The 21276-nt window shown below is 63.6% G+C and carries 21 protein-coding genes; 16 read left to right on the top strand and 5 right to left on the bottom strand.

Features of this window, described 5'->3' with window-relative positions:
• The first annotated feature begins 31 nt into the window (after window positions 1-31).
• The 10 genes from ACXAEH_RS11830 to ACXAEH_RS11875 all read left to right on the top strand — a co-directional run bounded on the left by ACXAEH_RS11830 (window position 32) and on the right by ACXAEH_RS11875 (window position 11003).
• On the top strand, window positions 32-1201 hold the full coding sequence (locus ACXAEH_RS11830; protein ID WP_475032999.1) for an amino acid ABC transporter permease: 1170 nt from the start codon (window positions 32-34) through the stop codon (window positions 1199-1201).
• Window positions 1202-1214: 13 nt separating this feature from the next.
• Window positions 1215-2282, top strand: a complete 1068-nt coding sequence (locus ACXAEH_RS11835) for an amino acid ABC transporter permease (RefSeq protein ID WP_475033000.1) — start codon at window positions 1215-1217, stop codon at window positions 2280-2282.
• A gap of 11 nt (window positions 2283-2293) precedes the next feature.
• A complete protein-coding gene (locus tag ACXAEH_RS11840; protein WP_475033002.1) occupies window positions 2294-3052 on the top strand; it encodes an amino acid ABC transporter ATP-binding protein in 759 nt (252 codons plus the stop codon).
• Between the two features lie 147 nt (window positions 3053-3199).
• A complete protein-coding gene (gene betC / locus ACXAEH_RS11845) occupies window positions 3200-4744 on the top strand; it encodes a choline-sulfatase (protein ID WP_475033003.1) in 1545 nt (514 codons plus the stop codon).
• On the top strand, window positions 4741-5631 hold the full coding sequence (gene dapA, locus ACXAEH_RS11850) for a 4-hydroxy-tetrahydrodipicolinate synthase (protein ID WP_475033004.1): 891 nt from the start codon (window positions 4741-4743) through the stop codon (window positions 5629-5631). Before betC ends, dapA begins: the two co-directional genes overlap by 4 nt.
• A 69-nt stretch (window positions 5632-5700) precedes the next feature.
• Window positions 5701-6939: an NAD(P)/FAD-dependent oxidoreductase gene (locus tag ACXAEH_RS11855; protein ID WP_475033006.1), complete on the top strand. Its 1239-nt coding sequence runs from the start codon at window positions 5701-5703 to the stop codon at window positions 6937-6939.
• Between the two features lie 37 nt (window positions 6940-6976).
• Window positions 6977-8455 carry an aldehyde dehydrogenase family protein gene (locus ACXAEH_RS11860; protein WP_475033007.1) on the top strand — a complete coding sequence of 493 codons (1479 nt, stop codon included), beginning with the start codon at window positions 6977-6979 and terminating at the stop codon, window positions 8453-8455.
• Window positions 8456-8458: 3 nt separating this feature from the next.
• A complete protein-coding gene (locus ACXAEH_RS11865) occupies window positions 8459-9214 on the top strand; it encodes an SDR family NAD(P)-dependent oxidoreductase (RefSeq protein ID WP_475033009.1) in 756 nt (251 codons plus the stop codon).
• Window positions 9215-9218: 4 nt separating this feature from the next.
• Window positions 9219-9974 carry an SDR family NAD(P)-dependent oxidoreductase gene (locus ACXAEH_RS11870; RefSeq protein ID WP_475033011.1) on the top strand — a complete coding sequence of 252 codons (756 nt, stop codon included), beginning with the start codon at window positions 9219-9221 and terminating at the stop codon, window positions 9972-9974.
• Between the two features lie 12 nt (window positions 9975-9986).
• Window positions 9987-11003, top strand: a complete 1017-nt coding sequence (locus ACXAEH_RS11875) for a proline racemase family protein (protein ID WP_475033012.1) — start codon at window positions 9987-9989, stop codon at window positions 11001-11003.
• 109 nt (window positions 11004-11112) lie between these two features.
• Here ACXAEH_RS11875 and ACXAEH_RS11880 read toward each other — a convergent pair whose 3' ends face one another.
• Complete coding sequence (locus ACXAEH_RS11880; RefSeq protein WP_475033013.1) at window positions 11113-11424, bottom strand: ETC complex I subunit; 312 nt, start codon at window positions 11422-11424, stop codon at window positions 11113-11115.
• 192 nt (window positions 11425-11616) lie between these two features.
• Here ACXAEH_RS11880 and uvrB point away from each other — a divergent pair, with 192 nt between their 5' ends.
• From uvrB to ACXAEH_RS11895, 3 genes are all read left to right on the top strand, one after another.
• The gene (uvrB, locus tag ACXAEH_RS11885; RefSeq protein WP_475033014.1) at window positions 11617-13815 is read left to right on the top strand and encodes an excinuclease ABC subunit UvrB; all 2199 of its coding nucleotides are present in this window, start codon (window positions 11617-11619) and stop codon (window positions 13813-13815) included.
• A 124-nt stretch (window positions 13816-13939) separates the two neighbouring features.
• Window positions 13940-14764 carry a hypothetical protein gene (locus ACXAEH_RS11890; protein WP_475033016.1) on the top strand — a complete coding sequence of 275 codons (825 nt, stop codon included), beginning with the start codon at window positions 13940-13942 and terminating at the stop codon, window positions 14762-14764.
• Window positions 14765-15207: 443 nt separating this feature from the next.
• Complete coding sequence (locus tag ACXAEH_RS11895) at window positions 15208-15675, top strand: aminoacyl-tRNA deacylase (RefSeq protein ID WP_475033017.1); 468 nt, start codon at window positions 15208-15210, stop codon at window positions 15673-15675.
• A 58-nt stretch (window positions 15676-15733) separates the two neighbouring features.
• Here the strand turns inward: ACXAEH_RS11895 and ACXAEH_RS11900 are convergent, their stop codons facing one another.
• The gene (locus tag ACXAEH_RS11900; RefSeq protein WP_475033018.1) at window positions 15734-16012 is read right to left on the bottom strand and encodes a TFIIB-type zinc ribbon-containing protein; all 279 of its coding nucleotides are present in this window, start codon (window positions 16010-16012) and stop codon (window positions 15734-15736) included.
• 153 nt (window positions 16013-16165) lie between these two features.
• Here ACXAEH_RS11900 and ACXAEH_RS11905 point away from each other — a divergent pair, with 153 nt between their 5' ends.
• Complete coding sequence (locus tag ACXAEH_RS11905; RefSeq protein WP_475033019.1) at window positions 16166-16771, top strand: hypothetical protein; 606 nt, start codon at window positions 16166-16168, stop codon at window positions 16769-16771.
• A 14-nt stretch (window positions 16772-16785) separates the two neighbouring features.
• Here the strand turns inward: ACXAEH_RS11905 and ACXAEH_RS11910 are convergent, their stop codons facing one another.
• Together ACXAEH_RS11910 and ACXAEH_RS11915 are read right to left on the bottom strand one after the other, a co-directional pair.
• Complete coding sequence (locus tag ACXAEH_RS11910) at window positions 16786-17193, bottom strand: universal stress protein (protein WP_475033020.1); 408 nt, start codon at window positions 17191-17193, stop codon at window positions 16786-16788.
• Window positions 17194-17298: 105 nt separating this feature from the next.
• The gene (locus tag ACXAEH_RS11915) at window positions 17299-17622 is read right to left on the bottom strand and encodes an antibiotic biosynthesis monooxygenase family protein (RefSeq protein WP_039132736.1); all 324 of its coding nucleotides are present in this window, start codon (window positions 17620-17622) and stop codon (window positions 17299-17301) included.
• 154 nt (window positions 17623-17776) lie between these two features.
• Here ACXAEH_RS11915 and ACXAEH_RS11920 point away from each other — a divergent pair, with 154 nt between their 5' ends.
• Window positions 17777-18436, top strand: coding sequence for a hypothetical protein (locus ACXAEH_RS11920; RefSeq protein ID WP_475033022.1), 660 nt, complete (start codon window positions 17777-17779; stop codon window positions 18434-18436).
• A gap of 25 nt (window positions 18437-18461) precedes the next feature.
• A complete protein-coding gene (locus ACXAEH_RS11925) occupies window positions 18462-18947 on the top strand; it encodes a HugZ family pyridoxamine 5'-phosphate oxidase (RefSeq protein ID WP_475033024.1) in 486 nt (161 codons plus the stop codon).
• On the opposite strand, the gene ACXAEH_RS11930 is transcribed toward ACXAEH_RS11925, so the two are convergent.
• On the bottom strand, window positions 18948-21233 hold the full coding sequence (locus tag ACXAEH_RS11930) for a right-handed parallel beta-helix repeat-containing protein (protein ID WP_475033026.1): 2286 nt from the start codon (window positions 21231-21233) through the stop codon (window positions 18948-18950).
• Window positions 21234-21276: the final 43 nt, after the last annotated feature.

Here is a 21276-nt window from a genome sequence, read left to right on the forward strand (position 1 = left end):
GCTCTGCCCATCAAACAAAGGGGGAGAGAAAATGACAGCGTTGCTCAGAAGCAAATCCGTGCGCGATGCCGGATTGCAGGCCGGGTTCACCGGCGGCTTGTTCATCATGATCGTGGTCTTTGTGCTGACCGCGCAAACCAACCTGGAAGCCCAGGGGCTGACATCCGGCTTCGGCTTCCTGGAACGCGCCACCGGCTGGGAGATCAACTTCTCCCTGATCGACTATTCCACATCCTCTCCCTATTGGCGGGCCATCCTGGTCGGCGTGCTGAACTCAATGTTTGTCGGCGCCATCGGGCTGACCGTGGCAACCGTTCTGGGCGTCACCGCAGGCGTCATGCGCACTTCCGGCAACGGCATGGCCGAGCTGTTGGGCACTGCATTTGTCGAGATCTTCCGCAACGTGCCGCTGCTCTTGCAGCTGTTCTTCTGGTACGCGCTGCTGATCGGGCTGCCGAAGCCGAAACAGGCGCCCTTTGTCTGGGACTCCATTGCGCTCACCGGCCGCGGCATTTTTGTGCCCGGGCTGAATGTCTCCGGCGGCTCTGTCTTTCTGGCCTTCTTGTTCCTGCTCGCGGCCTTCAGCCTGTCGCTCTGGCTTGGCGCCGCGCGCCGTTTCTCCCGGATGGGCAAGGCGCGCAAGAAAACCCTGCGCCGCGCGCTGTGGCTGGGGGCCATAGCCCTCGGCATCCTATCGATGTGGCTGGGCCGCCTGCCGGACACGCCGCTGGTCAACATGCCCTACCTCAAGGGGCTGAACTACCGCGAGGGCATCCGCATCTCGCCGGAGCTTCTGGCCTGCATCATCGCCATCTCGATCTACGGCGCCGCCTATATCGCCGAGATCATCCGCGCCGGCTTCAACGCCATCCCCGACGGCCAGAGCGAGGCGGGCCACGCCCTGGGCCTCAGCCGCTGGCAGATCTTCAGCCGCATCCGCATGCCGCTGGCGATCCGCGTGGTGCTGCCGACGATGATCAACCAGTATGTCTGGCTGTTCAAAGCCACCACCATCGGCATCGCCATCGGCTTTGCGGACTTCTTCATGGTGGTCTCCACCTCAATCAACCAGTCCGGTCAGACACTGGAGCTGATCGGGATCCTGATGGGGGGCTACCTGCTGATCAACTACTCCATGGCCTGGGTGCTCAATCGCGTGAACGACGCGATCAAGCTCAAAGGCACGCAGCTGCGGATCTGAGGGAGCACACGCCATGGCCAAGACCTATCATACCCCGACCTTTCTGGACCAAATCCGGGCCCGCTACTTTGCCACCCGCCTCGATACCGCCATGTCGGTCCTCTTCGGCGCCATCACCCTGTGGATCTTGTGGAGCCTGCTGAACTGGGCTGTCCTGGACGCAGTGTTCAGCGCCGCCGACAAGGAACTGTGCGGCCATGATGCCGGCGCCTGCTGGTCGGTGATCGACGCGCGCTGGCGGCTGATCCTGTTCGGCCTCTACCCGTTCGAGGAACAGTGGCGCTCTGCCATCGCCTGCGCCGCCATCGTGCTGGTCACAGCACTGTCCTGCGTGCCCTGGTTCTGGAACGCCAAACGCCTGCCGGTGCTGTGGCTCACGGGCTTCGCCGTCTTCTATGTGCTGATGGCGGGCGGCTATTTCGGGCTCAAGGAAATCCCGCCGCAAAGCTGGGGCGGGCTGTCGCTGACCATCTTCGTCTTTGCCGCCGTCGCCATCATCGGCATGCCGCTATCGATCGTCTTTGCCCTGCTGCGCCGGTCCGAGCTGCCGTGGATCGCCCGCACCATGGGGCTGGTGATCGACACCATCCGCTCGCTGCCCTTGCTGTCGATCATGTTCACCTTTGCCATCGTGCTGCCCTTCGTGCTGCCCGGCTGGCTGATCGGCGACAAGCTCTACCGCGTCATCGTCGGCTACGCGCTGTTCTTTGCCTGCTACCAGGCCGAAATCATCCGCGGCGGCATGCAGGCGCTGCCCGCAGGCCAGGAAGAGGCCGCCAAGGCGCTTGGCATGTCCTACTGGCACCGCATCAGCTATATCGTGCTGCCGCAGGCCTTCCGCAACGCGCTGCCGCCAACCATCAACCAGTTCGTGATCACCTTCAAAGAGACCTCGCTGGTTGTGATCATCGGCTTCTTTGATGTGATGGCCTCGGGCAATGCGGCCTTCGGCACCGCCGAATGGAGCTTTGCCCATATCGAAGTCTACAGCTTCGTCGCGCTCATCTTCTTTGTCTTCGTCTTCGCGCTGTCCCGTTACGGCGCCTATCTGGAACGCCGCCTGGCCGTTGCCAGCCGCTGAGGGAGGAACCCATGCCCGCAACTGCTACTGACATCGGCACCGCCGTGCGCATCGCCGATATGGACAAATACTATGGCGCCTTTCACGCGCTGAAGAACATCAACCTGGACATCCGCAAGGGTGAGAAGATCGTCGTCTGCGGCCCCTCCGGCTCCGGCAAATCCACCCTGATCCGCTGCATCAACAAGCTGGAGGATTACCACGCGGGCTCCATCAACGTGCTGGGGACCGAACTTGACGACAACCTCGACCACATCGACGCTATCCGCCGCGAGACCGGCATGGTGTTCCAGCACTTCAACCTGTTCCCGCATATGACCATCCTGGAGAACTGCACCCTCGCCCCGATCCTGGTCCGCAAGCAGAAGCGCGAAGAGGCTGAGGCGGTGGCGATGGAATACCTGCACAAGGTCAAGATCCCCGAACAGGCGGACAAATTCCCCGGCCAGCTGTCCGGCGGCCAGCAGCAGCGCGTCGCCATCGCCCGCGCGCTCTGCATGAAGCCCGAAATCATGCTGTTCGACGAGCCCACCTCAGCCCTTGATCCTGAGATGATTTCCGAAGTGCTCGACGTGATGGTGTCGCTGGCCGAAGAGGGCATGACCATGGTCTGCGTCACCCATGAGATGGGTTTTGCCCGCCAGGTCGCCGACCGGGTGATCTTCATGGCCGATGGCGAGATTGTCGAGCAAGGCACGCCGGAACAGTTCTTCGACAACCCGCAGACCGAACGTACCAAGACGTTCCTCAGCCAAGTCTTGGGGCACTGAAATGCAACCGATGCCATTTCACGGTGAGCGTTCGCCCGGGTGGGCGCGGAACGCGCCCGCCGTGGGGCGGGCGGACGCGTGCCTGCCGCTGACGCGACAGGCGGGTGACCAAGCCACAGGCCCTTGTCTTCAAGTAACGGACTAACCATGGAAAAACCCAACATCATCCTGTTCATGGTCGATCAGCTTACGTCTTTCGTGCTGAACGCCTATGGCGGCACTGTCTGCAAGACACCCAACATCGACGCATTGGCGGCACGCGGCACGGTGTTTGAGAACGCCTATTGCCCCTATCCGCTCTGCGCGCCGTCCCGCTTCGGCATGATGGCGGGCCGCCTGCCCTCGCGCATCGGCGCCTATGACAACGGCGCCGAGTTCACCGCGTCCACCCCGACCTTCGCCCATTACCTGCGGGCCAATGGTTATTACACCTGCATTTCCGGCAAGATGCACTTTGTCGGCCCCGACCAGTACCACGGGTTTGAGGAACGCCTCACGACCGAGATCTACCCGGCCGACATGTCCTGGACCCCGGACGCTGATTTCCGCGACTACAACAAGGACGAGGAGCGCGCCTATACCTTCGGCGTCTCCACCATCGACACCGTGCGCGATGCCGGCCCCGTCGCCCGGTCGATGCAGATCGACTATGACGAGGACGTCATCCACCACGCGGTGCGCGAGCTTTATACCCGGGCGCGCAGCGACGACACCCGCCCCTTCATGATGACGGTCTCGCTGACCCACCCGCATGACCCCTATGTCACCACGCAAGCATACTGGGACCGCCACCCGGAAGAGACCATCGACGCGCCGCAAGTGCCCCATATCCCGGTGGAGGAGCGCGACGCCCACAGCCAGTCGCTCTACTACCACTATGGCCAGGACAAATGCGACCTGAGCGATCAGGACTACCGCAATGCGCGGCGCGGCTATTACGGGATGATCTCTTACGTAGATGACCTGTTCGGCCGCCTGATGCAGGCGCTGGACGCGAGCGGCTATGCAGATAACACCGTGGTGCTCTTTGCCTCCGACCATGGCGACATGATCGGCGAGCGCGGCATGTGGTTCAAAAAGACCCTGTTCAACCCGGCGATCCAGGTACCGCTGATCATCGCGCATCCAGGGCACGCCCCGGGCCGGGTTGCGGCGCCGGCCTCGCTCTTGGACATCTTCCCGACCCTCCTCGACATCGGCGGCATCACCGGCAGCGCCATCAAGACCCCGCTGGATGGCCGCAGCCTGATGCCCGCCCTGCGTGGCGAGGCCCTCACTGGACCCGTCTTTGCCGAACACATCGACGGCGGCACCTCCGCCCCGCGCGTCTGCGTCCGTGACGGCGACAAGAAGCTGACCATCTCCCGCGCCTACCCGCCGCAATTCTACGATCTGGCCGCCGACCCGCTGGAGCAGGTCAATCTGGCAGGCCAGGGCAGCGCAGACGAGGCCCGCCTGACTGAACTGGCCGAACAGACCTGGCCGCTCGACACCCTGCTGGACGACGTCATCGCCAGCCAGGTCGCACGCAAGCTGATCGACACCGCCCTCTCCGCCGGGCGCGAGGAGCTTTGGGATTTCACCCCGCGCCCCCTCACCCAGAATACCAACTATGTCCGCCGCGGCGACGCCTTCCCCGAAGTCGAGCAGCGCGGCTACCTCCCCTACAACACCAAAAGGACCTCCTCATGAGCTACAACGTCAAACTCTCGGGCGTCATGCCCGCCCTGGTCACCCCCTTCGGCGCGGACGGCAGCGTCGACTTCAAAGCCTTCGAAAAACTGCTGACCCATTTCCGCGAGGCCGGCGTCACCGGCTGGGTGCCCAACGGCTCCACCGGCGAATATTTCAGCCAATCGACCGAAGAGCGCCGCCAGGTGCTGCAGTTCGTCAAGGAATTCGCCAACAACGACGAGATCCTGATCGCCGGCACCAACGCCCCCGCCACCCGCGAAGTGATCGAACAGACCGCCATGGCCAAGGACATCGGCTATGACAACGTGCTGCTGGCCCCGCCTTTCTACACCCGTCCGACCCAGGAAGAGCTGATCAAGCACTATGAGACCGTGCTGGCCGAGGTCGACATGAACCTGGTGCTCTACTCCTACCCGCTGAAGGACGGCAACGACATCAGCTTCGAACTGATGGACCATTTCGCCGATAACCCCCGCGTCATCGGCATCAAGGAAAGCTCCGGCGTGCTGCAGCGCGCGATCGACATCGCCTCGCGCTACGAAGGCAAGATCCAGCTGGTCTCCGGCTCCGACGACATCGCGCTGGACTTCATGTTCTGGGGTGCCGGCAGCTGGATCTGCGGCCCGTCCAACTGCATGGCCAAGGCCTGCTGCGACCTCGACCGCACCTACAAGGCGGGCGACCTGGATAAGGCGAAGGAGATGATGAAAACGCTCTACCGCGCCATGAACATCCTGGAATCCGGCAAGTTCGTGCAGAAGATCAAATACGGCTGCGAGCTGCAGGGCCTGCCCGTCGGCGAATGCCGCGCCCCGCTGGGCCCGCTCACCGATCAGGAAAAGGCCGAGTTCCGCACCGCGATGGAACCGATCCTGAACTGGTAACCTCTCTCTCTTGGCCGGGGGTGACGCATACCCCAACTGCCCCCGGCCCTTTTTTAGGACAAGACAAACATGAGCCATATCGTGGTCATCGGCGGCGGCGTTGTCGGCATTTCCTGCGCGCTGGAACTGCAGGATGACGGCCATCAGGTCACCGTGCTGGAGCCTGGCCCCGTTGGCGAGGGCGCCAGCTGGGCGTCCTGCGGGTCCATTGCCGTCAGCGAGGTGATCCCGCTCTCCAAACCCGGCATCATGATGAAGGCGCCGGGCTGGCTGCTGGACCCTTTGGGGCCGCTGACCTTGCGCGCTTCCTCCGCGCTTGCGGTGCTGCCCTGGTTCCTGCGCTTTGCCGCCAACGCCCGGGCCAGCCGGATCAAATCCATCAGCGGGGATATCGCCGCCCTCACCCTGCCGTCGCTTGCCGACCTGCAATCCATGCTGGCGCGCTACGGTCTGTCGGATCTGCTCCGCAGCACCCCAGTGTTGGAGCTATACGACAGCGCCGAAGAGCTCGCCCACGAGCGCGATTTCCACGACATGCGCCGCGCGCTCGGCTTCCAGATCGACGAGATCACCGGCAACGAGGCCAGGGAGATGGAACCCTCCATCGCCGGCGATTTCGCCTGCGCCACGGTGTTCCGCGACTGGCGGTCGGTGGTGGACACCAAGCGGTTCGTGACCGAGCTGCACCGTGTCTTTTCTGAACGCGGCGGCACGGTGAAATGCGCCCGTGCCACCGCGTTCCTGCAGGGTGGCAATTGTGCGGGCGGCGTCCGTACCGACAGCGGCGAAACCATCACCGGCGACCAATATGTGCTGGCAGCCGGCGCCTGGTCCAAGGATCTGGCCCGCGACCTGGGTCTTTCGATCCAGATGGAGGGGGTGATCGGCTACCAGACCAGTCTCACGGCCCCCGGCGTCGATGTCACCCACGCCATGGTCTACGCCAAGGGCGGCTTTGGCATCACGCCTTACGAAAGCGGCTTGGCCGTCGCGGGCAGCATCGAGTTTGCGGGCCTTGACGCCCAGCCGAACTGGAAACGCGCCGAAATCCTGGTGGAGAAGGCCAAGCGGGTGTTGCCCGGCCTGCAGGCGGAACCCGCCCAGCGCCGCATCGGCCGCCGCCCTCTGACGCCAGACACCAAACCGATTATCGGCCCGGCTCCGGGTGCGGGCAACGTGATCCTGGCCACCGGCCACGGCCAGCTTGGCCTCACCCTCAGCGCCACCACCGGCAAGCTGGTGCGCAGCTTGATCGCCGGACACCAGCCCAACATCAACATGCACGCCTACAGGGCGGACCGCTTCTGAACATTTGCCGGGCACTGCCCGGCACCGGAGAAAAGACATGCAAGATAAACTCTTCATCAACGGCAAATGGACGGCCTCCGCCTCGGGCGCCCTGTTCGATGTGGTGGATCCTTCGAACCGCGAGACCTTCCACCAGGTCGCCCGCGGCAGTGCCGCCGACATCGACGCCGCCGTTCAGGCCGCCCGCACCGCCTTTGATGCTGGCCCCTGGCCGCGCATGACCGGGGCCGAGCGCGCCGCAATCCTGCGCAGGATGGGGGATGAGATCACCCGCCGCACAGATGAGCTCGCCCGCCTCGAAGTCCGCGACAACGGCAAACCCCTGCCCGAAGCGGTCTGGGACATCGAAGACACCGCCGGCTGCTTCCACTTCTATGCCGATCTGGCGGAGCGGCTGGATAACAGCGCCGAACAGGACGTCGAACTGCCGATGGCGGAATTCACCTCCAAGGCGGTGAAGGAACCTGTGGGCGTGGCCGGCGCCATCATTCCCTGGAACTTCCCCATGCTGATGGCCGCCTGGAAGGTTGCACCCGCCCTCGCCGCAGGCTGTACCATGGTGCTGAAACCCTCGGAGCTCACCCCGCTCACCGCGCTGGAGCTGGGCAGCATCGCCACCGCCGCAGGCCTGCCCGCAGGCGTTTTGAACATCGTCACCGGTTTCGGCCCCGAGGCCGGCCAGCCGCTCACCGAACACCCGGGCGTCGACAAGCTCGCCTTCACCGGCTCGGTCCCCACCGGCGCCCGCATCATGGCCACCGCGGCGCAGGAGATCAAAACCATCAGCCTGGAACTGGGCGGCAAATCCCCGATGGTGGTCTTTGGCGACGCGGATATCGACGAGGCCGCCGAGTGGATTATGTTCGGCATCTTCTGGAACCAGGGCGAGGTCTGCTCCGCCACCTCCCGCGTGCTGATCGAAGAAAGCATCTATGAACCGCTGCTGGCCCGCCTCGCGGAAGAAGCGCAGAAGATCAGGATCGGCCACGGGCTGGAAGACGGCGTGCTGCTCGGCCCCCTCGTCAGCCAAGGACAGCACGAGAAGGTCCTCGCCGCCATCGACCACGGCAAATCCGAAGGCGCCCGGCTGGTCTGCGGCGGCGGCGTGCCCGCGGGCCTGGAGCACGGCTGCTACGTCGAACCCACGATCTTTGCCGACGTGCCCACCGACGCTTGGATCTGGAACGAGGAGATCTTTGGCCCCGTCGTCTGCATCCGCCCCTTCAAGACCGAAGAAGAAGCCATCGCGCTCGCCAATGACTCCCGCTTCGGCCTCGGCGCAGCGGTGATGTCCAACGATCTGGAGCGCGCCAACCGCGTCGCCCGCGCCTTCCGGGCCGGCATCGTCTGGGTCAACTGCTCGCAACCCACATTCACCGAAGCGCCCTGGGGCGGCTACAAACAGTCCGGCATCGGCCGCGAGCTGGGCGAGTGGGGGCTGAACAACTACCTGGAGACCAAGCAGATCACCACCTACGACCGCTCCAAACCCTGGGGCTGGTATCTGAAAGGCTGAGCCATGGCGCATCTGACAGGACAGACTGTGCTGCTGACCGGCGCCACCGGCACCATCGGCGCCGCCATCGCCCGGGAACTCGCCCGCGAGGGCGCCCGGGTGCTGCTCCACTATGGCCGCAACGGCGATGCCGCGGAGGCTTTGGCGGCGGAGATCGGCAACGGCGCCATGTGCTTCGCTGCTGATCTCAGCGACCCCGCCGCCCCTTCCCGGCTCTGGGCCAAGGCGGAAGCCGCGGCCGGCCGCATCCACGCGCTGGTAAACAATGCCGGCATCCTGTCGCCGTCCTCGGTGGATGACCCGCTGGACCAATGGCAGGCCACCTGGACGCGCGATGTGCAGGTGAACCTTCTGGCGGCGGCGGACCTCTGCCGCGCTGCCATCACCCACTTCCGCACCCATGGCGGCGGCAGGATCATCAACATGGCCTCCCGCGCCGCCCAGGGCGGCTACCGGGCCGAGGCGATGTCTTACGGCGCCACCAAGGCCGCGCTGGTCAACCTGACCCAAAGCATCGCGGGCGGCTTCGGATCCGACAACATCACCGCCACCGCCCTCGCCCCGGGCTGGGTCCGCACGGAGATGTCCGAGGCCTACATCGCAGAACATGGAGAAGCCGCTGCGCTGTCGGGCATTCCCATCGGCCGCATGGCCGAACCCGCAGAGATAGCAGAACTCACCGCCTTTGCCCTGCGCCCCTCGCAATCGTCCCTTTCCGGTGCCGTCCTTGACGTGAACGGCGCCAGCCAGATGAGGTAGCCGCATGAACCGGTTCGAAAACAAGACAGCCATTGTCACTGGAGGTGCTGGCGGCATTGGCGCCGCAATCTGCCGCCGCCTCGCCGCTGAGGGCGCTTTTGTCTGGATCGTCGACACCAATGCCGCCGCCGCCGAGGATCTGGCCGCCGCAATCCGCACAGATGGCGGCATGGCAGACTGCAGCGCCGTCGACCTGACCGATCCCCAGGCCATCCGCAGCTTTGTCCGCGGCCTCACATCCAAGGGCTGCGGCATAGACGTGCTATGCAACAACGCGGGCCTGATGCGCCGCGGGGCGCTGATGGAGCTGAGCCCCGAAGACTGGAGTCTCTCCTTCCAGGTCAACATCGATGCGCTGTTCCACATGTGCCAGGCGGTGATCCCGGTGATGCAGGCCCAGGGCGGCGGCGCCATCGTCAATACCGCCTCGCAATGGGGGCTGCACCCAGCGCCAGGCCACATCGCCTATAACACCACCAAGGCCGCTGTTGTGGCCTTCACCCAGAACCTCGCCCGCGACTATGCGCCGGACAAGATCCGGGTGAACGGCGTCGCGCCGGGAGAAGTCCGCACCCCGATGCTGGAAAGCAACCTGGCCCGTTCCGGCCGCAGCCTCGACGACCTCAACGCGCTGGTGCCCTATGGCCGCATTGGCGAGCCTGAGGAAATCGCCGCCCTGATCGCCTTCCTCGCCTCGGATGAGGCCGGCTACCTTTGCGGAAGCATCGTCGAAATCACCGGCGCCCAAGCCGTCGCCTGACAGGAGAATCCCATGCGCTGGACCCGTACCCTGCAAACCGTCGATGTGCATTGCGCCGGCGAAATCGGCCGCGTCGTCACTGGCGGCGTCTTGGACATTCCCGGCACCACGATGGCGGACAAGCTGGACTACCTGAACACACAGGACGACAGCCTCCGCCGCCTCTTGTGCTCCGAGCCGCGCTCCGGCCCGGCGGGATCCATCGTGCTGCTGCCTCCCGCCACCACGCCGGAAGCCGACACGGGCTTCATCGTGCTGCAGCCGGATCAGGCCCACGCCATGTCCGGCTCCAACGCCATGTGCGCGGTGACCGCGATCCTGGAGACCGGCATGAAACCGATGCAGGAACCGGAAACCGAAGTGGTGCTCGACACCGCCGCAGGCCTGGTCCGCGCCACAGCCGCCTGCCAGGACGGCAAAGTCACCCGTGTCAGCCTCGACATGCCGCCCGCCTTCGTGGCCGCCAAAGATGCGGTGATCGAAACCCCGGACTGGGGCCGCATCACCTATGACCTCTGCTTCGGCGGCGTGTTCTACGCACTGGTGGATGCAGACCAGCTGGGCCTCGCCATCACGCCGGAGAACGCCCGCGAACTTGCGACGACCGGCGTTGCCCTGCGCAACCTGATCGCCGAACGCACCGACGTGCTGCACCCCACCACCCCGGCGCTGAACGGCCTGGCTTACGTCATGTTCCGCAGCCCGGAGCCGGACGGCGCCATCCGCACCTGCACCACCCTGCGCCCGGGCCGCGCCGACCGTTCCCCCTGCGGCACCGGCTCCAACGCTAATATGGCCGCGCGTCATGCCCGGGGGCTGGTGCAGCCCGGCGCGCAAACGCTGACCCGCTCCATCATCGGCGGCGAATTCACAACCGGGTTCCTCGGCGAAACCCGTGTCGGCCCCTATCCCGCAACCCGGAACCGCGTCTCAGGCCAGTGCTGGGTCTATGGCATCAGCCAGATCGGCCTCGACCCCACCGACCCGTTTCCGCAGGGTTTCACATTGTCAGACACCTGGGGCGGCTGAACCCGCCCCAGCGGCCCCGGCCGGACATCCGCTGCAGAAACCGAAAAAGGCGCCCATTGGGCGCCTCATGTGCAGGTTCCGGCAGGAACCCGTGGAAGATCTGCATAGATCAGTGCGTCCAAGGGCCGCGGCGGTTGGTGGCAAAGTTCTCGCCATAGCCGCCCGCGCGGATGTTGGCCTTGCGCAGCTTCGGCTCCACCACCTGGGCGTCGATGCCGTGGTCCTTGGCATATTCCAGCGCCGCTTCCTTGCTCTCGAACCGCAGCTTGACCTGGCTCTGGGTGTCGCCGGAGGAGGTCCAGCCCATCAGCGGATCCACTTCGCGGGCCGCGGCCGGCGCGTATTCCAGAACCCATTTCCGCGTCTTTGCCATGCCAGAGGTCATGGCGTTGCGGGCTGGCCGGTAAATCCGCGCTTGCATGGGCAGTCTCCTGATGAGTCTCGAACTTGCGCATTTATGCGCCGGAAGCGCCGCTGCGGCAAGGTGGCAAATGCCGCGTATTTCTTGCGTTTTGCGCTGTTGCCACAGGCATTTGCCCAGCCTGCCGCCGAATGCCCCTTGAACCGGAACAAAAACAGACCAAAATCAGCGCCGTTCCGAAGGAGTCGCCCGATGCCCTATGCCCATTCCGACAAGACCATGCCGATGATGACCCAGCGCGCGCCGCAGCAGCGGCCCAAGCTGGAGGGCGGCAAGCGGTTTGTCATGAACACCACCTTCGATCCCGCAGGCGACCAGCCCACCGCGATCCGCGAACTGTCCCAGGGCGTGCTGGAGGGCGAGCGCAACCAGGTCCTCTTGGGCGCCACCGGCACCGGCAAGACTTTCACCATGGCCAAGGTGATCGAGGAAACCCAGCGCCCGGCGATCATCCTCGCCCCCAACAAGACGCTGGCGGCGCAATTGTACGGCGAATTCAAGGGCTTCTTCCCGGACAATTCGGTCGAATATTTCGTTTCCTTCTACGACTACTACCAGCCCGAAGCCTACGTCCCGCGCTCCGACACCTATATCGAGAAGGAAAGCCAAATCAACGAGCAGATTGACCGGATGCGCCACTCCGCCACCCGCGCCCTGCTCGAACGCGACGACGTGATCATCATCGCGTCCGTGTCCTGCATCTACGGCATCGGCTCGGTCGAAACTTACTCGGCGATGACCCAGGATCTGAAAGCCGGCGAAATGTACGACCAGCGCCAGATCATGGCCGACCTCGTCGCCCAGCAGTACAAGCGCAACGACCAGGCCTTCCAGCGCGGCTCCTTCCGGGTGCGCGGCGACACTCTGGAAATCTTCCCCGCCCACCTCGAAGACCGCGCCTGGAAGCTGTCGTTCTTCGGCGAGGAGCTGGAGCAGATCACCGAATTTGATCCGCTGACCGGTGAAAAGACCGGCACATTCGAGCAGATCCGCGTCTATGCGAACTCCCACTACGTGACACCCAAACCGACCCTCAATCAGGCCGTCATCTCGATCAAGAACGAGCTGAAACAGCGCCTCGCGGGCCTCGAAAACGACGGCAAGCTGCTGGAAGCCCAGCGCCTCGAACAGCGCACCAACTTCGACATCGAAATGCTGGAAGCGACCGGCCATTGCAACGGCATCGAAAACTACTCCCGCTACCTCACCGGCCGCGCGCCCGGCGAGCCGCCCCCCACCCTGTTCGAATTCATCCCCGACAACGCCATTGTTTTTGCAGATGAATCCCACGTCTCCGTCCCCCAGATCGGCGGCATGTACAAAGGCGACCATAGGCGCAAATTCACCCTCGCCGAACACGGCTTCCGCCTGCCGTCCTGCATGGACAACCGACCCCTCAAGTTCGAGGAATGGGACGCCATGCGGCCGCAGTCGGTCTTTGTCTCCGCCACCCCCGCAGGCTGGGAACTGGAGCAATCCGGCGGCGTCTTCACCGAACAGGTGATCCGCCCCACCGGCCTTTTGGACCCGGAGGTCGAAATCCGCCCCGTCGATATGCAGGTCGACGACCTGCTGGATGAGATCCGCAAAGTCACCGCAAACGGCTTCCGCACCCTGGTCACCACTCTCACCAAACGCATGGCCGAGGACCTGACGGAATATCTGCACGAACAGGGTATCAAGGTCCGCTACATGCACTCCGACATCGACACGCTGGAGCGGATCGAGATCCTGCGCGACCTGCGCCTCGGCGCCTTTGACGTGCTCATTGGCATCAACCTGTTGCGTGAGGGCCTCGACATCCCCGAATGCGGCCTCGTCGCCATTCTGGACGCCGACAAGGAGGGCTTCCTGCGCTCGGAAACCTCCCTCATCCAAACCATCGGCCGCGCCGCCCGCAACGCCGACGGCCGCGTCATCATGTACGCCGACCGCATCACGGGCTCGATGGAGCGCGCCCTGGGGGAAACCAACCGCCGCCGCGAAAAGCAGATCGCCTACAACACGGAACACGGCATCACCCCCGAAACGGTCAAGAAAAACGTCGAGGATGTCCTTGCCGGCCTCTACGAGGGCGACGTCGACATGAACCGCGTCACCGCCACGGTCGACAAGCCGATGCACGGCGCCAATCTGGAGGCGCATCTGAACGGGTTGCGCGACGAGATGCGCAAGGCCGCCGAGAACCTCGAGTTCGAAGAAGCCGCCCGCCTGCGCGACGAAGTCAAACGGCTGGAGGCGGTCGACCTCGCCATCTCCGACGACCCCCTGGCCCGGCAATCCGCGGTGGAGGCGGCATCAGAGGCCGCCGTTAAATCGCGGGGGAGGTCAACCGCGGGCAAGGCCGGGACGCGGGCTTATCGGGGCAAGTCGCAGAAGAAGTTTTCGTGACACCTAAACACTATGTTGGGCCTTCATTTCACTTGCGAGTTCTCCTAGAGTTTGCAGCCGAAGCGAGCATCAAAGTGAGTAGGGGCGAAATTTGGAAAGTGCTGAAAAAACGTGTGGCTTAGTGATGCCCATCTCAGAAACGGAAGGCTGCACTGAACAACATTGGCGAGACGTTAAACAGATTATTGAAGAAGTTGCCACAACTGCAGGATATTCTTGCAGCCTCGTAAGCGACGAAGTTGATGTTGGCGTCATTCATAAGAGAATTGTACAAAACCTTTACTCGAACGATGTTGTTATTTGCGATGTAAGCTGCCGTAACCCAAATGTCATGTTTGAGCTTGGAATGAGGCTCGCTTTTGATAAACCTGTAATTCTTATCAAAGACGATGTAACATCTTATGCATTTGACACGTCTCCTGTCGAACATCTGACCTATCCAAGGGATCTTCGATTTAACAAGATTATCGAATTTAAGTCTAAACTTAGTGAGAAACTCGCGGCTGCCTCTGAGAGCAGCGGAAGATCCAGTTTTCTTTCAAGCTTCGGCTCATTTAAAACGGCAAACCTCCAACAGGAAGAGGTGCCCGCTATCGAATTAGTCTTGGATGAGATTGGCTCTCTAAGGCGGGCAGTAAGCCGCTTAGAAGCAAAGAGCGCAACAGACATTATTAGAAGTCCAAACTTCAAAGGGCGGAAGTACCTTGAGGTGAAGGCGTTGAATGCCTTCAACGACTACCTTGAAATCCACATTGACGGCCCCAAGGATGAAAGAAGTAATTTTCGCATCGCACTACCAGCCTTGAAAGGCATCGAAAGCGTTGATTTCAAAAGGACCGGTCCAAGCTCTGAAATTCTGAATGTTCAATTGGAAACAGGTATTGCAGGACGCGAGTTTGGAAGAGTTTTGGCAAAAAAGATAGACGCCGAAAATGTACTCACCAACTAATTCATTCTGACAGGAAGATCAGTAGAAGAGACACTCTCTCCCAATTTAGTTGGTCATCACCGGTTCGCTAGGTGGAAAGAAAGTGTCGCGCCTCAGGCGCGACACTAATCCATTGAACGGTCAGGCGCGATGCACAGCTCTCCGTGCAATTGGCTCCGCAAACCACCGAAGATCAATTAACCGCCTGTTAATAAATAAGGTTTCGCAGCGAAACCCCTTTTCCCTTACACTCCGCGCCCTCCGCCGGTCTGCCCCTCTTGCCCAACTCACCCCTCCTGCCCCACACTGTCAGGCACCAGAAACGACGGGGCGCCCCGGCTTGCCGCTTGCTGCGCCCAGTTCTGACGCTGCCGCATAACCCGTGACCCAAGACACGCCCGCGGCGCCAAAGGCCTGAGCCAGCTGCGGCCGGGGGGTCCCACCCTGCATAGGAGGACCCTTTGATGATCGCCTCACGCCTGAAACATCATCTGGAGGCACAGGGCCTGCCCTTCGGCACCGTCCGCCATCCCTATACCGCCACCTCCGCCGAATGCGCCGAAAGCGCCCATGTGCCCGGCGACCATCTGGCCAAATCGGTGCTTATCCATATGGAGGAAGGCCCGGTGCTGGCGGTGATCCCGTCCAACCACCATGTCGATCTGCACGCGCTGCAATCGATGATGAACCGCCGCCTCGGGCTGGCGCCGGAATATGAGCTCAACCAGGTCTTCGACGATTGCGATCCCGGGGCCGCGCCCTGCGTCGGCCAGGCCTATCATGTGCCCACCGTGATCGACGACAGCCTCACCGGGCTCGACAAGGTCTGGTTCGAGGCCGGCGACCACAAGACCCTCATCGAGATGAAGGGCCGCCATTTCGACCAGCTGATGCAGGACGCCAAACACGGCTCCTTCTGCACAGTGCACTGACTTTGGCAGCATACCCCGGCCAGCCGCCCCCGTTCACCGGGGCGGCGCCCATGGCCAGTCAGAAATCGAACAGGTCTTCCAGGAAGTTCTTCTTTTTCTTCTTGTAATACTTCTTGTCGTATTTCCGGCCGCCGTAGCGGTCATCGCCGCCGCTGCGCTCTTCATACCGCTGCTGCGGCTGCTGGGGGGCGGCCTGTGCGGGCTGTGCCGACCGCTCGATAATCTTGTCCAGTTCGCCCCGGTCCAGCCACACGCCCCGGCACTGCGGGCAATAGTCGATCTCGACCCCGGCGCGGTCGGCCATCACCAATGTGGTTCCGTCAATCGGGCACTGCATCTGCGTCTCCTTGTTCAACTCTGGCCTTTCACGTGGGCAGCGTCTCCGCCCAGCGCAAGCCGCCGGCGCCGTAAAAACGCGGTTTTTGCAGGATTCTGCCCATTCCCAGAATGCTGACCCATGGTAAACTGGCCTCAAATCATGGAGGCGCATATGAGCAGCAGAACCTTTCTTGCCGGATTTCTCAGCCTGATCCTGGCTTGCACCACAGCCTATGCCGGCGGCGGCGGCGGCGGTGAGGGCCAAGGGGTGGCAGGCGGGTCCGGCCAGAGCAGCGGCCTGAGCTCCAAAGCCACCAAAGCCGTGGTGACCACCCTGACCCGCGGCTTCGACCGCTGCGGCACTCTGCCCAGAGAGTATAAATTCGACTGTTTCCGCCAGACTTACAAACTGGCGGCGCAGAAGCTGAATGGCAATCAGGCCTATGCAGAGGCCTACAAGGCGCTGACCCTGGTCGAGGACACGCTGACCAAAGCGGTGAACCAGAACCTTGATCCCAGCCAGTCCCCCCGGCGCAAAGGGCTGAACTTCTACCGCGCGGTGAAACCTGCCGCGGTGCCGCAGATCAAACGGCAGGCGGAGCGCTCCATGCGGCAGGCGGAAACCATCCTGCTGCGCTCGCCCGCCAACAAGCAGGTGCATTACGCCCGCATCGCCGAAGCGGTGAATTCCAACAAGGTGCTGCTGCGCTCCGCCGTGCTGCCCGGCGCAGCTATCCGGCTGGCCTGGCATATCCTGAAACTGGCGGTGCCGGCCTGACCTCCGCGCCCGCCTCAGCGCACCACATGCACCGCACAGGCCGCGTGACGCACCACGTGGCCTGAGGTCGACCCCCACAGCAGGTCCTGCATCGAGGGGCGGTGCGAGGCGAGGATGATCAGGTCCGGCCGGTTCTGCTCGGCCCAATCCAGGATGGTGCGGCCGGAATGGCCCTCGACCAGCGTGCCTTGGGCGTTGGGCAGCGTCTGCGCCAGCCCGTCCAGCTCAGCCTGCAGCGCGGTGCGGGTGTCCGCCAGGAAATCCGCCGGGATGTAGGAGATCGCATAGGCCGGCACCTGTTCGATCACATGCAGCAGCGTCACCTTGGCACCCGGCGCAGACAGCAGCCGTGCCACCTTGAGCGGCCCGGTCACATCGCGCTCCGGGTCAAAGGAAATCGGCACCAGAATGTTGTGGTACATGGCAGGCCTCCATCGGTTGCTGTCCGTTCCATGATAGCAATGCCGCAGGCCCGCTGCCTTGACGCCGGTCAAGACAGGCCAGGATTTCAGTGCCGGTGCAGGAGGTTACGAGCCAAATACCTCCGCCACGTCATACATCACCGGCTCAAAGCTGCGGCACAGCTCATTGATCTTGCGGTTGCGCTCGCGCATTTCGGGGCTGCGCAGCATTGCCATGAAATCCTCGCGGCGGCGCCATTGCGAGTAATTGGCAATGCGGGTCTGGGCGTCATTCACATGCAGGCCGGCTGCAACAAAGCCGGGCTGTTTCGAAATGAACTCGGAATAGGCGTCCTGCAGCGCCTCCAGCAGATCCTGGCATGTCCCGGGCGTCATCTCGAATGTGGTGATAACGGTCTGGATATCAGCGGTTTTTGCTATTTTTGGCATTGGCTCCTCCGTTGACTTCCCCCAGCCTACGCCCGTTCGCGCATAAAGCGCACCACCTTTTTTCGGCATCACACCCATATGAAGCACGCGCATCGGTTAACTCAACCTTAACCATAAGCCGGAACCCTTGCTGCGTTTACCTTGAGGCCTTTGGATGAAACCTGCCGTTGCCGCCTGTCTTGCCCTGGCGCTGGCCCAGCCGGCGGCGGGCGGCGCTTGGCTGGAGAAACCGGGACAGGGGTTTGCCGCGGCCAGCATCACCTACCGGCAGACCAGCCGCGGTGCGGTGCATGAGCTGAGCTATTACGGCGCCTACGGGATCACCCCCAAGCTGACGCTGGGCGTGGATCTGAACCAGCAGGCGGATCTGTCCGGCCATGCGCTGATCTTTGCCCGCCTGCCGCTGCGCCAGGGCCGCCGCTACCGGCTGGCGATCGAGGCCGCAGCCGGCGGCAATCATGTCCAGGGCCTGTGGCAGATGATGCAAAAGACCACCCTGTCCTATGGCCGCAGCATCGAGGCCGCCGGGCACCCCGGCTGGCTGGCCATCGATGCCGCCTATGAGCTGCGCAACAGCGGCCTGGATGCGGCATGGAAGCTGGACGCAACCGTGGGGCTGAACCGCCCCGGCAAGCTGGCACCGATGCTGCAGGTCGAGACCTCCAAGCCGGAAGGCGGCCGGTTTTCCTACACCCTGCGCCCGGCGCTGCGCCATGCCCTGAACCAACGGCAAGAGCTGGTCCTGGGGCTGGAATACCGCGGCGCGGGCCAGCAGAGCCTTGGCCTGCGGCTGGGGCTGTGGCAGAGGTTCTGAACCCGTTCCCAACCCGGAGTTGCCGATGGCCAGCCCGATCCGGCCGACAGATGACGAGGCCCGCGCCCTTGCCCGGCACCTGCTGGCAGAGGCGCGCTTTGCCGCGCTTGGGGTGCTGCTGGAGGACGGCAGCCCGCTGGTCACCCGGGTGGCCTTCGGGCTGGATCCGCAGGGGCAGCCGCTCAGCCTGGTCTCTGAGCTGGCGCAGCACACCCGGGCATTGCGCCAGCGCCCGGCCTGTTCGCTGCTGGCCGGCGAGCCCGGCGCCAAGGGCGACCCGCTCAGCCATCCGCGGCTGAGCCTGGCGGCGCAGGCGGAGTTCGTGCCGCGCCAGGGCCCGGAGCATGAGGCACTGGCCGCGCATTACCTGCGCAGCCAGCCCAAGGCCAAGCTTTATCTGCAGCTGGCCGACTTCGGCTTTGTCCGCTTCCGCGTGACCGCAGCGCATCTGAACGGCGGTTTTGGCAAGGCCTTCCGCCTGTCCGCGGCGGATCTGCAAGCGCCCGGCTGATCAGCTGTCCATCCGCATGATCACCTGGACATCGCCCTTGACCGCCTCTTCCCAGCGCAGCCGGACCTCATCCTTGTTGGAGCCCTGCTCCGCCTCGGTATAGGGGGCGATGTAGCGGGTGCTGTTGCCGGAGGTGCGCAGCGGCCCCTGGGGCACCACGCTGTCGACATAGCGCGCCCGCCCCTCGAACGGCAGCTGGCCATCGGCCTCAACCGTCCAGGAGGAGGACGCCGAGCCTTGGTCATGCCGCACCCGCAGCGGGTTGGCAGCGTGCACCGAGATGTTGTGGAACATGTTGCCGCTGAAATCCACGTTCTTGGAGCGGCTGAAATCCAGGTTCGAGAAGCTGGTGTCGACCCGCTCAGCCCTGTCGATGCTGCCATTGACCGAGCGGAACTTGTTGCCGGTCACCGAAACCCCGTTCAGGTAGTGGCCGCTGCCATAGGGTTTGACCACGATATAGCTGAACCAGTCGGCCACATCGCCGGACAGGAACACATTGGCGCTGACCGACAGGGCGCTGAAGGAGAAACCGCCGGTGTAATCGGGGGTCGAGTCGCGCTCATTGGTCCATTCGATGAAGCAATTGTCGATGTAATTGTCCGACACCGTCGAGGTGCAATTGTTGGAGGTCAGCACCAGGCCCGCGGTGCGCACGCCGCCGGCAAGGCTGTCCCCCTGAAAGAAGTGGTTGCCGGTCACCGTGTTGTTGCCGCCGCCCAGGATGGCGAAATGGCGGAACCTCGTGGCCCGGTTGCTGCGCAGCTTGGCATCATTGTTGTTCACGTTCAGCGCAATGCTGACCCGGTCCGGCACGTTCAGCGGGTCTTCCAGCGACAGGAACTGGCAATTGTCGACCAGGATGCCCTGGCAGCCGGTGCCGATCGAGGTGATCCCGCGGTCCTTGGGCCGCGAGATGAAGCAGCTGTCGATTGCCATGACCGAACCCGAAGGCGCCAGGCGGACGGCGCTGCAGCGGCCGTTGCACTGGAACTCGATGTCCTGCAGCCCGAATTTGCTGAGCGAGCTGAAACCGCTGAAATCCACCAGATACTTGAAATCGCGGAAGGTGAAGTTCTGGGTGCCTTCGGCGTCATAAAGCCCGGCGCTGAGGGTCAGCTCACCCGCACCGGTGTTCTTGGATTTCACATAGACCTCGCGCCCGACACCGGCGCCTTCGACCAGCGCGCCGACGGCGATGTTGGCGATATTGGCGACATTGGTCAGCTTCTTGGAGTCCGACGCGTCGTAGGTGGCCTGCGAGGTCACCGCATCGGTATCCCAGGCGGCGCTGCTGGCCGCCTCCAGCTGGCCGTTGCGGATGACGCGCCGGGTGGCATAGGAGCTTTTGTTGGGCACCGCCGCGGCCATGTCGATCGGCTCTGTCACGGTGATCTTGCGCCCCTTCAGGTCCAGCAATTCATGGTCGGCGCCGTTCAGCAGCGCCTGGAACGCCTTCTTGAAGCCCAGTTCCTCATTGCCGAAGGCGGCGGCATAGGCGGGGAAATCGTAATTCTTGGTCAGCAGCAGCATCTTGTCGTCCGGCATCGAGACCGTGCCTTCGAACACCGTCTCATGGCCCAGCGACACGGTGCTGCCGAGGTAGAACTCACCGGCGGGCACCAGGATGCGGCGCCCGTCCGCAGCGGCGTCGGCGGCCTCAAAGGCGTCCGCGCAGTCAAAGCTGCCATTGCCCACCGCGCCATAGTCGGTCACGTCCACCACGCTCAGCATATCGCGCAGGAAGGCGCTGGTGATGTCGGTGATCTCGATATCGTCGATCCGCACCACGCCGCCATTGGCGCCGGTCAGGTCGAGGCCGAAATGGCCGTAAGCCGCAGAGCGGCCCCAGGGCATGTCGACGCCGCCGCGGCTGCCGCTGCCGACGATGCCGGTCACCTCGACCACCTCGCCATAGGCGGTCAGCGCCACCTGCGGCGCAAATTCGGTCACGTTGCTGATGTGGCTGCCATTGCTGGCGGCGGCCCAGCCGGCGATGCGCACCGACGGCAGCGCGCCGCTGACCGCCTTGACGCGCGCCTTGACCTGCAGGTAGCAGCCCGGCTCCAGCGGCGTCTGCCCCATGAAGCGCAGCTTCTGGGTATTGGCGGTTTTCTGCATCTCCAGGCAGCCGGCAAAGTCCCCGTCCGCCGCCACAAAGACCGCATTGGCGGCGCCGTCATAGGTGTCGGAGCCGGGGGTGCCGTCGCCGCTGGACCAGACACCCAGACCATCCGCAAATGCGGGCGGCATCAGCTGCAAACCTTCGGTAATCGCCTTGTTCATGGAAAACCCTTTCCTGCTGCGCATGTCGCGTTCGGGGAAAAGG

The organism is Leisingera sp. ABM4_060 (assembly GCF_056158765.1).